We start from the raw sequence: 13,982 nt of genomic DNA, 5'->3' as shown, positions 1-13,982 counted from the left end.
CCGCCCGAAGGCGGCCAAGAAGAGAGCAATCGCTAACCATCTTTTTGCGGAAGGAACGCCTTGTCAGAAATCATACTGGACCATGAAGCGGACCGAGCGCGGCGCCTGATAGGAACGCGGCAGCAGGTAGGTGCTCAGGGGGTTACCCGTCGCCGAATCCTCCGCCACTTCGCTCACGGCCGTGACCTTCTGCGAATTGAACACGTTGAACACGTCCACCTTGAACTGCAGGCCCTGTGCGAACGAGGGCCGGAAGGCGACGTTCAAGTCCAGGCTCGTGGTCGTCGGCAGACGCCCTGCCGTACCTCGTGGCACGGCGCTCACGGTCGAGTCGAACTGTGCACCATCCTCCGAGTTGCTGCATCGCATGAAGCCAGACCCGTAGGGATGCGGAGCATAGTTGCTAACGGGGCCGGCGGGCTCGGCCGGATTGGTATCCAGTACACCGAGGCAGTTGATCGGACGTCCTGTCTGGACGATCAGGTTCGCACCCAGCGACCATTCGTCAGTGAAGTCGTAGTTGCCGAACACCTTCAGCGCATGCCGGCGATCGTTGGGCAGGTAGCCGTAGGTATCGACGGTCAGTTCGCGATAGTCGAAATCCTGCGTGGTATTGGTGTCGCCCTGGCCGATGTCGGACTTCACACCACCCTCGGTGTTGCCCTTGTTGTATCCCAGCGTGTACGAGGCCTGGAAGAAGAACTTGTCCCAGCTGCCGTCCAGGAACAGTTCCAGCGCTTTGTAAGAACGCTTCGCTGGCGGGCTAAGGCGATCGCCTTCCACGGTGTAGGTGGTGTAGACGCCGTCGCCGTTGAGGTCGGTGACCAGCACCGCATCCTCGCCCGGGTTGAACAGACGGCAATACGGGAAGCCTGGGTTCGGAACCGTGTAGTCGAGGCCGTCGGCATCGGCCAGGTCGGTGATGGCGGTGTAATCGCAGTTGTCGTCGATGGCCGCTTTCAGCTTGCGGTAGATGCCGCGCGCACCGACATTGAGGTGGTCGGTCAGCGTGGTCTGGAAGCCGAGAATGAACTCGTCCTGGTACATCGGATCAAGGTTCTTGCTGGCGATCGTGTTCGGATCGTGCGCCTGGCCGTCTTCGCCGTTGATCAGATTCAGCGGATTCAGCGGATTGATAAGGATCGGCGCCCCGGTCACCGGGTCCACGCCCGAGAAACGGTTGTTGTTGGAGCGCTGGTAGATCGAAGCGCTGGAGCCGCGCACGGCCACGCTCGGCGTCAGCGGCAGCGCGTACCGACCGGCGTTGCCGTAGATCTTCAGCGACGAGTCGCCCTTCACATCCCAGGAGAAGCCCAGGCGAGGACCGAACTGGTTGTCGATTTTGACGAAGGCGCGGCCATCGGAACCCAGGTTCTCAAACGTATCCCAGCGGGCGCCGAGATACGCCAGGAAGTTATCGGTGATCTTCCACGTATCCTCGAGGTAGTAGGCGCGCTGTTTGACTTCGATGGTCGTGCCGCGAGCCGTGGTCTGGCGGCGGACCACATCGAACTCATCGCCGGTGTTCGGGCGACCATCAAGGCCGTTGTTGGTCGAGTAGCGCCACAGCCAGCCGCCCACGTTGGCTTCGCCGGCCACCGATTCGTAGTTGTCCACGTCCACGCCAAAGCGCAGCTGGTGCGGCCCGAGGATCCACTCGGCGTCGATGCGGTACTGGTCGCGGGTGTCCTTGTTGTTCGACGCCTGCAGCAGCGCACCGTCGGTGAGATGGCACAGGCTGCCGTAGGCGCCCGTGATCTCCTTGCGATAGCCAGGACGCACGTCGATGATGGCCGGGCAGCCGCCCAGGGTGGTGGTCCCGTTGATATCCGTCGTGTACGCCGTGGTGATATCGCCGTTGTAGCTGACCCTCGAGCCGTCGGGATTTTTCAAGTACTGGCTGCGCTTAAACTCGCCATGACCGTAAAGCGCGGTTAGGGTGAAAGTGTCGGTGAGGTAGCCCGTGTATTTCAGGACGTAGTTGTTGCCACCCTGTTCGTCGAACACCGTGCCGACGTAGGTGGTGCGATCCACTTCACCCGGGGTGTTGTTGTAAACCCGGGTCTCGCTTTCTTGCTTGTCGGAGAACGCGGTCAACTCCAGCTTGTTGCTGTCGTTGATGTTCCAGTCGAACTTGGCCAGCCAGGTCGGGTTCTTGATGGAACCGTTGCGATTGGTGACCGCATCCATGTTGCCCCAGGCATCGGTGTCGGTCTTGCCATAGGACAACAGGCCGTACGCGAAAAGGGTGTCCTTCACCAGCGCACCACCTGCCCACACCGCGCCGATCAGTTCATCCTGCGAATCCTTGCTGTTGTTTTCGGCCACGTTACCGTAATCGCCCGGCACCAGCGGATTGGAGAACTTGTAGTCGTCCACGTCCGAACGCAGCGATTTCGGCGACCAGAACACGTTGGCGCCCGCCTTGAACTCGTTGGTGCCGCGCTTGGTGATCTGGTTGACCACGCCACCGAGCGACCGCCCGAATTCCGCGCCGTAGCCGCCGGTCTTGATCTGCTGCTCGGCGATCGCCTCGAACGGGACCTTGGAGAAGTTGAGGCTCCGGAACGAGTTGGTGATGTTGAAGCCGTTGATGTAGTACTGGTTCTCGGCAACGGACGAGCCGCCGAACGACGCGAGGTTGCCGAAGGCACCATCGCCGCGCACGGTACCCGGCGCCAGCAGCGCCACCGAGGTGGTATCGCGCGGCACGGGAATCCGAGCGAGCTGCTCGGAGGTCAGGATGGTGGTGGATTCGACCGACGACACGTCGATCGGGTTGACCAGTTGGGAGCCTGTGACCGTGACCGTACCGAGCGTGGTGGCACCGCTCCCTGAACTTTCCGCAGCGAAATTGACAGCCGTACCGGTACCGACGTTGACCGCGACTTCGCGCGTTGACGTGGTGCCGTCTGCGCGCTGAAGCGTCACGCGGTAAGTGCCGGGCGACAGCGCGGATACACGGTAGGTACCGTCGGCGCCGATCGCTATTTCACGGCTGAAGCCGGTGGCCGGGTTCTGTACCAGGACTTTCTCGCCCGCCGTGGCCTGGCCGAAGACCGCACCGGAGGTATTGGACTGGGCATAAATCGAAGAGTTGAAGCAGACGCCGAGCGCCACGGTAAGGGCGCTGCGCTTGAGTGTTCGATTGAACGTACGCTTGGACACTGTGCGACTCCCTGCTGCAGGTTGATTCACATGAGCGTCCGGACGGGCCCGCCCTCCGACCAGCGTGACCTTGATCGTGCGATGCAAGTCACGGGCCTTAATAGCAGGTTAATCAAATGTTGGAATTAGGTTACGCAACACTCAAGTAATATTGCCAAATCCATCACAAAATGCCGTGTAGTTTTGCCCCCCCTGAGGGGTATTTTTCGGTCGCCTCCGAACGTAATAGCGGTAACAGAACCCGTCCCCCAGCGCGGCTTCGGCATGCCGTTACGGGTCGCGAGGTAGGTCGGAGGTGCGCCTTGCCGGACGCTGCTTTTGACGCACGTGGCCGCGCGCCCGCGCCTGGAAGCCTCGGCAGCGCGGCAGCGGGCTAGGCGTCGGCTGTGCAGGTGATTTCCACCACCGCAATCGAAGCCGCCCCTCCATGCACCGGCGGGCGACCCCGGAACAGAGAGAAACGCCGGGCGCTTATTGCTTCGGCTGGTACACGACTTCTTCGTAGGGCTGCACCACCACCCAGCCGTCGCCCGCAAACCTCAGCTGCACACTTTCCCCGGACCCCCGTCCCAGCAGCGTGCCCAGCGAGATGTCGGTGACGATTTCGGGCGTCAGGCCACCCGACAACGCCACGGTGGCGTTGGGGTCGGTAAACACCGGACCGGTCTGCGCATTCACCGGCAGTGTCAGCGGTTCGTAGTGCGAAGTGATCGCGACGATGCCGTGCCCGCTGAGGCGCACGTTGAACAGGCCGCCGGACAGCATGCCGGCAACCTTGCGCATCATGGTGATGCGGCTCTCGATGCCCGACTCGACGGCCAGGACGTCGTTCCCGTTGACGAAGATCGATTCGCCCGCGAGGCGCAGCAGGGTGATCTTCTTGCCGGCATCGGCCAGGTAGACACGCCCCTGCCCCTCGATCTTCATCAGCTGCATACCCTCGCCGCTGACGGCTTTCTTCAGCAGGTTCCCGAGGCCCTGCTCCAGCATGCCCTGCCGGGTGAACTTGACCGCACCCTTGCGCGCCACCATCGCCCCGGCCTTGGCCCAGACCAACCCGTCCAGGCGCACCTCGAGCAGATGCGGACTCTCGAGCTCGAAAGCGTCCGCACTGGCATCCTTTTCCCTGGAAGACGCGATGAACTCCTGCAGCGTGCGCACGCTCATGTCGATGCCTTGATGGTCGCCTGATGGGAGTTCCATCATAAGCCGCCCTCCAGGAGGTCCCACCATGCCGCGAATCCTGCCCGTCCCCCATGCGCCGGACGATGTGCCGCGCGAAGCTGTTCCGGCCGACCGGCTGCTATCCGGACAGCCGACGCAAGCGGTCGCCAATGCGTTCTCATCCCCGGATGCGCGCTTCCACTGTGGCGTCTGGGAAGCCGATGCTGGGGCGTGGCGCGTCCACTACACCGAGCACGAGTTCTGCCATGTGCTTGCGGGCCGACTGAAACTGCGCGGCGATGATGGCGCGGAGACCATCTGGGAAGCCGGCCAGAGCTTTGTGGTGCCCGCCGGCTTCAGCGGCACCTGGGAAGTCCTTGAGCCGGCACGCAAGTTGTACGCGATCTACGAACCCGGCGACTGACGCACCATGTGATGCTCGGCTAGAATTACGCTGTTTGCCCCCACGCCGAGATCCCCATGACCGCACCCCTTGCCTATCGCCGCATCCTGCTCAAACTGTCCGGCGAAGCGCTGATGGGGGCTGAGGACTACGGCATCGACCCGGCCGTGATCACCCGGATCGCCAAGGAGATCATCGAGGCGCGCGACGCTGGTGCGGAAATCGGTCTGGTGATCGGCGGCGGCAATATCTTCCGCGGCGCAGGCCTGGCCGCCGGCGGCATGGACCGGGTCACCGGCGACCAGATGGGCATGCTGGCCACCGTCATCAACGCGCTGGCCATGCAGGACGCCCTGGAGAAGCTGGGCGCCAAGTGCCGCGTGATGAGCGCCATCAAGATCAATGACGTGTGCGAGGACTACATCCGCCGCCGCGCCATCCGCCATCTGGAAAAGGGCCGCATCGCGATCTTCGCCGCCGGCACGGGTAACCCGTTCTTTACAACCGACTCCGGTGCTGCGCTGCGTGCGATCGAGATCGGCGCGGACCTGCTGCTGAAGGCCACCAAGGTGGACGGCGTCTACGACAAGGACCCCAGCAAGCACGCCGACGCCAAGCGTTTCGACCAGTTGACCTACGACGACGTGATCGTCCGCGACCTGCAGGTGATGGACACCGCCGCTTTCGCCCTGTGTCGTGACAGCGACGTCCCGCTGCGCATCTACGACTTGTCGGTGCCGGGCAACCTGATGCGCATCCTGCGCGGCGAGCACGTGGGCACCCTGGTAAAGGGCCGCAACTGACGCCACCTCGCTGTAATAGTGTCCGTGCCGGTCCGCCGGCACCCTAGCCGGATGGGACACGGACACGGACATGGGGCGCACGCCCACGGCTCGGCCACGCGCGCTTTCGCGTTGGTCACGCTGATCAATCTCGCCTACACCGCCATCGAAGCGGGGTACGGCTTCTACACCAATTCGCTGGCCTTGCTGTCCGACGCCGTGCACAACCTGGGCGACGTGCTGGGCCTCGCGTTGGCGTGGAGCGCGGCCGCGCTGGCACGGCGCCCGCCCCGGGGACGCCACACGTACGGCTGGCGGCGCGCCACCCTCCTCTCTCCCTTGGCCAATGCCTTGCTGCTGGTGGTTTTCTCCGGCGCATTGGGCTGGGAAGCGGTGCGCCGTTTCAGTGCGCCGCCCGAGATTCCTGCCACGCCCGTGATCGTGGTCGCAGCGCTTGGCATCGTGGTCAACCTCGGCGCCGCCTGGCTGGTACGCGACGGGCATGCGCACGACCTGAACAAGCGCGGCGCCTTCCTGCATCTGATAGCGGATGCGGCCGTCTCGCTGGCGGCGGTGCTGGCCGGCGTCGGCATGGCGACGCTCGGCTGGGCCTGGCTGGATCCCGCCACGGCCCTGTTGATCGCCGTGGTGGTCGCTGTTGGCTCCTGGGGGCTGCTGCGCGACAGCTTCGACGCGGCCATGGACGCAGTTCCCGGCAGTGTCGATCCCGAAGAGGTCGGCGCCTTCCTGCGCGAACAGCCCGGCGTCTCGGCCGTCCACCACCTGCACATCTGGTCGCTTGGCGCCAATGAGATCGCCCTGACCGCGCACCTCGTGCGCGCCCGCGAGGACGATCACGACACTTTCATCGATGCCACGGTGCACGCGCTGGACCACCGCTTCGGGATCAACCACGCGACACTGCAGATCGAACGGGGTGCGGCCTGCGGCCACGACCTGCACGATGCCGCGCCGCATCATTCCCACTGAGGGGCCTCTGGGCGGTCGGCAACGGCGCCGAATCGCCCTATAATCGGTCGTTTACAGGCTTTGCAACGGAAAGGGCGATGCTCAACGACATCAAGAAAGACGCGCAGGCGCGCATGACCAAGAGCATCGAGGCGCTCCGCCACACGCTGGTCAAGGTCCGCACCGGTCGCGCCTCCACGGCCCTGGTCGAGCACCTGAAGGTCAATTACTACGGTTCGGACATGCCGCTAAGCCAGGTCGCCACGGTGACCATCTCCGATTCCCGCTCGCTGACGATCACCCCTTGGGAGAAGCAGATGGTCGGCGCGGTCGAGAAGGCCATCCTGGCCTCCGACCTGGGCCTGACCCCGAACACTGCCGGCACCACCATCCGCCTGAACCTGCCGGCCCTCACCGAAGAGCGCCGCAAGGAGCTCTCGAAGGTGGTCCATGGCGAAGGCGAAGACGCCAAGGTCGCGATCCGCAACATCCGCCGCGATGCCAACCAGCAGGTCAAGGACCTGCTGAAGGACAAGCAGATCACCGAGGACGAAGAGCGCCGGACCGAAGACGAGATCCAGAAGCTCACCGACAAGTCCATCAAGGACGTCGATGACGTCGTCAAGGCCAAGGAACAGGAATTGATGGCGGTCTGAGGACTGCCATGTCCCCTGCCGTTCCCTCGTCCGTGCCCCGCCACCTGGCCGTCATCATGGACGGCAACGGGCGCTGGGCCGAACGCCGCCGCCGCCCGCGGGTGATCGGTCATCGCGCCGGTGCCCGGGCGGTCAATGTCTGCATCGACTTCTGCCTGGAACGCGGCATCGGCGCGCTGACACTGTTCGCGTTTTCCAGCGAAAACTGGGGCCGACCGGAAGAAGAAGTCGGCGCGCTGATGAAGCTGTTCCTCAATGCGCTGGACCGCGAAGTGGAGGAACTCCACCGTCGCCAGGTCCGCGTGCGCTTCATCGGCGACCGCACGCGTTTCTCCGCCGACATCCGCGCGCGCATGGAGGCGGCCGAAACGCTGACCCAGGGCAACACACGACTGCACCTGGTGATCGCTGCCAGCTACGGTGGCCGCCAGGACATCGCGCACGCGGCACGCGCGTTGGCAGAAGAAGTCGCCGCAGGCCGCCTGCGGCCGCAGGACATCAACGAAGCCTCCCTTGGCCGGCACGTGGCCTTGGCAGACCTGCCGGCACCTGATCTCTTCATCCGTACCGGCGGCGACCACAGGATCAGCAACTTCCTGTTATGGCAGCTGGCCTACACCGAACTCTGGTTCACCGACGTGCTCTGGCCGGACCTGGATGCCGCCTTGCTGCAGCGCGCCCTGGACGACTTCTCGGGTCGCGAGCGCCGCTTCGGCCTGACCAGCGCCCAGGTGGCCGATGGCGCCACGGAGGATAGCCCCGCATGAAAGCGAGCCCCGCATGAGCGCCACCCGCACCCGCGTCATCGCCGCGCTCGTCATGGCCCCGTTCGCCATCGGCGCCATCCTGCTGTTGCCGACGTCCTGGCTGGTCATGCTGGCGGCCTTGGTTTTCCTGGTCGGCCTGTGGGAGTGGTTCAAGCTCGCCGAGATCGACGACACCTTGCAGCGAACGGTACTGCTGACCGCCAACCTGCTGCTGATGGTGCTGTTGGTCTGGGCCTCGCGCGGATCGACCGATCTGGTGCCGCTGCGGCTGATGGCCCTGGCCGGTGCGGTCTGGTGGTTGCTTGCGCTGTTGTGGCTGCGCTTCTTCCATTTCGCCTCCGACCACGAGACGTGGGCGCGCGTATTCAAGCTGGCCGCCGGCACGCTTGCCGTCGTGCCGGCCTGGTGCGCCTTGGGGCTGATCCACTCCTCTGAGCCGAACGGGCATATCTGGCTGTTCATCGCCTTGGCGATCGTCTGGGCCGCCGACAGCGGCGCCTACTTCGCGGGCCGCCATTTCGGCGGGCGCTGGTTCGCAGGGCGCAAGCTGGCGCCGCGCATCAGCCCGAACAAGACGCTTGAAGGGCTGCTGGGTGGCCTGGCTGCGGGTCTGCTGGTCGCCGGTGTCGGCGCGATCATCGCGGGTGCGGGAGTCTCCCAGCTACCTGGCGTGTTGCTCGTCGCCATCTTCACGGTGCTGTTTTCGGTGGTCGGCGACCTGTTCGAAAGCCTGCTGAAGCGGCATGTGGGTGCGAAGGATTCCGGCGACCTGATCCCCGGTCACGGCGGTGTACTCGACCGCATCGACGGCGTCCTGGCCGCGCTGCCCATCTTCGTGCTCGGCAAGGAAGTCTTCGGATTCTGAGCATGGCTGCGCACGCACCCCGCAATGTGGCGGTCCTCGGCGCGACGGGCTCGATCGGCGCCTCGGCGCTGGACGTCATCGCGCGCCATCCGGATCGTTATCGCGCGAGTGTGCTGGCCGCAGGCCATAACGTCGATGCGCTGATCGCGCTGTGCGTGGCGCATCGGCCCGACCATGCCGTGATCGCAGATGCCGCGCTTTATGCGCGCCTGCGCGACGGCCTCGCCGCCGCTGGCCTGCCCACGCTGCCGCACGCGGGCGACGCACCGCTCGACGCACTGGTCGCCGATGCCGCCTGCGACACCGTCGTTGCCGCCATCGTCGGTGCGGCGGGCCTGTCTTCGACGCTCGCCGCCGCCCATGCGGGCAAACGGCTGCTGCTGGCCAACAAGGAGTCGCTGGTGCTCGCCGGCGAGCTGGTGACCGCCGCAGCGGATGCCGCTGGCGCCGAAATCATCCCGATCGATAGCGAGCACAACGCCATCTTCCAGTGCCTGCGTTCACGGCAGGCTCAGGCCGAGGTCAAGCGCATCGTGCTGACCGCGTCCGGGGGACCGTTCCGCGGACGCAGCCGGGCGGACCTCGCCCAGGTCACGCGCGCGCAGGCGGTTGCCCATCCGAAATGGTCGATGGGCCCCAAGATTTCGGTCGACTCGGCCACCTTGATGAACAAGGGCCTGGAATTGATCGAAGCGCACCACCTCTTCGGCGTGGACCGCGCGCGCCTTGATGTCCTGGTGCACCCTCAAAGCCTCGTGCATTCGCTGGTGGAATTCGTCGACGGCTCGACGCTCGCGCAGCTCGGCCTGCCCGACATGCGAACCTCGCTGGCGGTGGGACTTGGCTGGCCCGAGCGGATCGCTTCCGGCGTGCAGGGGCTCGACCTGCTGCTGCACCCGCGACTGGACTTCGAAGCGCCCGACACCGACGCATTCCCTTGCCTGCGCCTGGCCTGGGAGGCCATGGCGACAGGCGGCACCGCGCCCGCGGTCCTGAACGCTGCGAACGAAGTCGCAGTTTCAGCCTTTCTTCAGGGCCGCGTGGGTTTCCTATCCATTCCCGCGCTGGTCGAGGACGCCCTCGCCGCGCTGCCTGCAACGCCGGCCGATTCGCTGGAGGCATTGCTGGAAGCGGATGCGCAGGCCCGACGACTCACCGAACGCAACCTCGCAGGCCACGTCTCCCAATGAGCGCCGAGAACCGATGAGTGACCTGTTGGGCTCCGTCTGGTGGATGATCGTGGCACTGGGCATCCTGGTGACCTTCCACGAGTTCGGCCACTACTGGGTCGCGCGCCGCTGCGGCGTGAAGGTGTTGCGCTTCTCCGTGGGCTTCGGCAAGCCATTGTGGTCGCGGCGTGACCGCCACGGCACCGAGTTCGCGATCGCCGCGATCCCACTCGGAGGCTACGTAAAGATGCTGGACGAAGCCGAGGGCGATGTCCCCGCTGCGCAGCTGGACCAGGCCTTCAACCGGAAGTCGGTCTGGCAGAGGATCGCGGTGGTCGCCGCCGGACCCGCGGCCAACATCGTGCTGTGCGTCGCCCTGCTCTGGGCGATGTTCGTGCTGGGCAAGCAGGATTACTCGGCCACGCTCGGCGGCGTCACGGGCATCGCCGAGGCGGCTGGTCTGCAACGCGGCGACCGCATCGTCCGGATCGGCGACCGCGCCATCGATACCTGGACGGATGCCTCCATCGTGCTGACCAAGACGGCCATCGACGGCAAGGACGTGCCGGTGGAAGTCGAGACCGCCGCCGGCACGACCGCCACGCGCCAACTTGCTCTCTCGCGCCTGCCGGTGGATTTCGACCAGGAGAACGTGATCGGCCTGATAGGCCTGACATGGCGCCACTGGGTTGTGCCGGCCACCGTCGGCAAGGTCAGCCCGGGTGCACCGGCTGATGGCGTACTGCAACCGGGCGACGTCGTCACCGCCGTCGACGGCCAGCCCGTGCATGGCTTCGGCGACATCGCCACGCAGGTCGACCTTCTAGGCAAGCGCGGCGGCCCCGCGATGGTGGAGGTCGACCGGGCAGGCGAGCGCTTGGCGTTCGAGCTCGAGCCGCGCCGCATGAAGCGCCCGGACAACGGTCAGGACTACTGGGGCCTGGGCCTGGCGCCGCCGGACGCCGCGCAGATGCCCAGCTACGACGCGACCCTGCATTTCGGACCCCTGGCCGCCATTCCGGCTGCACTCCGCGAGACGGGCAAACTGACCTCGGACTCCCTGGGCATGATCCGTCGCATGCTGACCGGCGACGCGTCGCTGAAGAACGTGTCAGGGCCCATCACCATCGCCCAGGTGGCGAATGTCTCGGCCAAGCGCGGGCCTGACTGGTTCCTCTGGTTCCTGGCCGCCATGTCCCTCAGCCTGGCCATTATCAACCTGCTGCCCATTCCCGTCTTGGACGGCGGGCACCTCCTGTATTACCTTATCGAGTTGGTCAAGGGCAGTCCCTTGAGCGAGCGCCACATGGTGGCTGGACAATACGTAGGCTTGGCCGCGCTGGCGGGCCTGATGGGATTGGCGTTCTACAACGACATCCTGCGTCTGGTGACCTGATGCCCCTGAACTTTCTCGGGCCGGCCCGCTCCAAGGGTCGCCCCCAGCCGGCAAGCCCCGGGGACGCAGCCCTGCGTTCCACTCCTGCACCGCAGGAACTACCCCAATCGGAAGTGATGATGACGCGACTGCCCTCCCGCCGCCTGCTTGCCCTCGCCCTGGCCTCGGCCATCGCCATGCCGGCACTGGCCCAGACGACGGAAACCGCCCCCGCACCCGCGGCGGCCGCACCGCTGAGCAGCGAGACGTTCACCGCCACCGATATCCGCATCGACGGCCTGCAGCGCATTTCGGCCGGCACCGTGCTGACCTACCTGCCGATCGAACGCGGCGAGCAGGTCACCCCGTCCGGCGTGTCCGAATCCATTCGCGCGCTCTACAAGACGGGCTTCTTCGAAGACGTGAAGCTCGACCGCCAGGGCGACATCCTGGTGGTGACGGTCACCGAGCGTCCGGCCATCAACAAGTTGACGCTTACCGGCAACAAGGACATCAAGACCGATGACCTGATGTCGGGCCTGAAGGACATCGGCCTCGCTGAGGGCGAGACCTTCGATCGCCTGAGCCTGGACCGCGTAACGCAGGAACTGGTGCGCCAGTACAACAACCGCGGCAAGTACAACGTCGAGATCACGCCCACCGTGAGTCCGCTGGACCGCAACCGCGTGGACGTCACGATCGCCGTGAAAGAAGGCAAGGCGGCGAAGATCAAGCACGTCAACGTTGTCGGTGCCGAGAAGTTCGAGACCGAGGACCTGCTGGAGAACTGGGAATCCAAGGAATCCAGCTGGCTGTCGTGGTACCGCCGCGACGACCAGTACTCCAAGGAAAAGCTGTCGGGCGACATGGAGCGCCTGAACTCGTACTACCTCGATCGCGGCTATGTGGACTTCAACATCGATTCCACCCAGGTATCGATCAGTCCCGACAAGCGCGACATGTTCATCACCGCCGGCATCACCGAGGGCGAGCAGTACAAGATCTCCGAGGTGAAGGTCACCGGCGACACAGTGCTGCCGAAGGAAGAGATCGAGAAGCTGGTGATCGTCAAGCCGGAGCAGACGTTCTCGCGCATTCTGCTCGAGATGACCTCCGATTCGATCACCGCGACGCTGGGCAACATCGGCCATGCGTTCGCGCAGGTGAATCCGATCCCGACGATCGATCGCGAGAACCGCACCGTCGCGATCAACCTGCAGGTGATCCCGGGTCCGCGCGTGAACGTGCGCCGGATCGTCTTCAAGGGCAACACCCGCACGTCCGACGAGGTGATGCGCCGTGAAATGCGCCAGTTCGAAGGCAGCTGGTTCTCGCAGGTCGCGGTCGACCGCTCGCGCGTGCGCCTGCGCCGTCTGGGCTATTTCGAGACGGTCGACGTCGAAACCACGCCCGTTCCGGGCACCACCGACCAGGTGGACGTGGTGTACACCGTAAAGGAAACCACCTCGGGCAGCTTCGTGTTCGGTCTGGGCTATTCGCAGCTCTCCGGCCTGACCACGTCGATCCAGCTGTCGCAGAACAACTTCCTCGGCGGTGGCAACCGCGTCGCCGTCGAGGCACAGCGCAGCGACTACCTGCAGCGCTATTCGTTCTCGTACACGAACCCGTTCTTCACCGACGAAGGTATGTCCCTGGGCTACAACCTGTGGTGGCGCGAGTTCGACTACTCGGACTTCAACACCGCGCAGTACTCGACCACGAGCGCCGCCGCACAGGGCGTGCTGGGCCTGCCGATCACCGAGAACGACACCGTCTCGCTGCTGTTCGGCGTCGACAGCAACGAGATATTGACGTTCCAGGGCTCTACGCCCCAGTCGATCATCGACTACATCAATGCCGTGGGCCAGCGCACGTTCCACGCCTGGCGAACCGAAGTGGGCTGGGCGCGCGACACCCGCAACGACTACTTCATGCCCACCGGCGGCACCTACCAGCGCGTCTCGGCCGAAATCGCGTTGCCGGGCTCCACCGTCGAGTACTACAAGCTCAACTACGAGTTCTCGAAGTATTGGTCGCTGAGCCCGTCCTTCGTGCTCAACACCCGTGCGGAGATCGGCTACGGCGACAGCTACGGCGACGACATCTATCGCTACATCTGCCGCGCCAACGGCTCCGATCCGCAGATCCCAGGCCAGCCAACGACGACCGCGCCCGCGGCAGACGGCACGTGCGCTGACGGCGGCACGCTAGACAAGACGCTAGTGGCCAGTGGTCTGCCGTTCTTCGAGAACTTCTATGCGGGCGGCACGCGCTCGGTGCGCGGCTTCCGCGACAACACACTGGGTCCGCGATCGGAAGTCATCAGCGGTTATCGTGGCCAGCCACTGGGCGGCTCGCTCAAGACGACCGGCTCGGTCGAGCTGATCTTCCCGAAACTGTTCGACTCCAATGCAGCACGCGTATCGGCGTTCTTCGATTTCGGCAACGTGTTCGACGGCATCGACAATTTCGACGCAGGCGAGATCCGTGCTTCGACGGGTATCGCGCTCTTGTGGCGGGCACCCGTCGGTCCGATCTCGATCAGCTACGCGTTCCCGCTGAAGACCGAAGACGGCGACGAGCTGGAGCGCTTGCAGTTCACCTTCGGCGGCGCGTTCTGACGGCTGCCCTACGATGACGGGCGGGGGCAGCTGCCCCCGCCGA

11 protein-coding genes are annotated in these 13,982 nt (G+C 65.0%); 9 read left to right on the top strand and 2 right to left on the bottom strand.

All coding sequences use genetic code 11. The annotated features are described in order from the left end of the window. Window positions 1-63 precede the first annotated feature (63 nt). Both BM365_RS15910 and BM365_RS15905 read right to left on the bottom strand, forming a co-directional pair. Window positions 64-3,168 (bottom strand): TonB-dependent receptor, encoded by a 3,105-nt coding sequence (locus tag BM365_RS15910; protein ID WP_158253493.1) that lies wholly within the window; start codon window positions 3,166-3,168, stop codon window positions 64-66. A gap of 471 nt (window positions 3,169-3,639) precedes the next feature. Then, complete coding sequence (locus BM365_RS15905) at window positions 3,640-4,335, bottom strand: AIM24 family protein (protein ID WP_093490836.1); 696 nt, start codon at window positions 4,333-4,335, stop codon at window positions 3,640-3,642. Between the two features lie 64 nt (window positions 4,336-4,399). Here BM365_RS15905 and BM365_RS15900 point away from each other — a divergent pair, with 64 nt between their 5' ends. The 9 genes from BM365_RS15900 to bamA all read left to right on the top strand — a co-directional run bounded on the left by BM365_RS15900 (window position 4,400) and on the right by bamA (window position 13,939). Then, the gene (locus BM365_RS15900; RefSeq protein WP_093490454.1) at window positions 4,400-4,756 is read left to right on the top strand and encodes a cupin domain-containing protein; all 357 of its coding nucleotides are present in this window, start codon (window positions 4,400-4,402) and stop codon (window positions 4,754-4,756) included. Window positions 4,757-4,812: 56 nt separating this feature from the next. After that, window positions 4,813-5,538: a UMP kinase gene (pyrH, locus tag BM365_RS15895; RefSeq protein ID WP_093490453.1), complete on the top strand. Its 726-nt coding sequence runs from the start codon at window positions 4,813-4,815 to the stop codon at window positions 5,536-5,538. A gap of 51 nt (window positions 5,539-5,589) precedes the next feature. Beyond that, the gene (locus tag BM365_RS15890) at window positions 5,590-6,507 is read left to right on the top strand and encodes a cation diffusion facilitator family transporter (RefSeq protein ID WP_093490452.1); all 918 of its coding nucleotides are present in this window, start codon (window positions 5,590-5,592) and stop codon (window positions 6,505-6,507) included. A 77-nt stretch (window positions 6,508-6,584) separates the two neighbouring features. Next, window positions 6,585-7,142, top strand: a complete 558-nt coding sequence (gene frr / locus BM365_RS15885; RefSeq protein WP_093490451.1) for a ribosome recycling factor — start codon at window positions 6,585-6,587, stop codon at window positions 7,140-7,142. A gap of 8 nt (window positions 7,143-7,150) precedes the next feature. Further along, on the top strand, window positions 7,151-7,909 hold the full coding sequence (uppS, locus tag BM365_RS15880) for a polyprenyl diphosphate synthase (protein WP_093490450.1): 759 nt from the start codon (window positions 7,151-7,153) through the stop codon (window positions 7,907-7,909). 13 nt (window positions 7,910-7,922) lie between these two features. Next, entirely contained in the window at window positions 7,923-8,774 is an 852-nt protein-coding gene (locus BM365_RS15875) for a phosphatidate cytidylyltransferase (protein ID WP_093490449.1), read from the top strand. A 2-nt stretch (window positions 8,775-8,776) separates the two neighbouring features. Then, window positions 8,777-9,964: a 1-deoxy-D-xylulose-5-phosphate reductoisomerase gene (dxr, locus tag BM365_RS15870; RefSeq protein ID WP_093490448.1), complete on the top strand. Its 1,188-nt coding sequence runs from the start codon at window positions 8,777-8,779 to the stop codon at window positions 9,962-9,964. 13 nt (window positions 9,965-9,977) lie between these two features. Then, the gene (rseP, locus tag BM365_RS15865) at window positions 9,978-11,339 is read left to right on the top strand and encodes an RIP metalloprotease RseP (protein ID WP_093490447.1); all 1,362 of its coding nucleotides are present in this window, start codon (window positions 9,978-9,980) and stop codon (window positions 11,337-11,339) included. Between the two features lie 119 nt (window positions 11,340-11,458). Further along, window positions 11,459-13,939, top strand: a complete 2,481-nt coding sequence (gene bamA / locus BM365_RS15860; RefSeq protein ID WP_093490835.1) for an outer membrane protein assembly factor BamA — start codon at window positions 11,459-11,461, stop codon at window positions 13,937-13,939. Window positions 13,940-13,982: the final 43 nt, after the last annotated feature.

The organism is Pseudoxanthomonas sp. YR558, from assembly GCF_900116385.1.
Classification (GTDB): domain Bacteria; phylum Pseudomonadota; class Gammaproteobacteria; order Xanthomonadales; family Xanthomonadaceae; genus Pseudoxanthomonas_A.
Note: the sequence above shows the minus strand (reverse complement) of the source record. Positions and strands in the feature narration are given on the sequence as shown.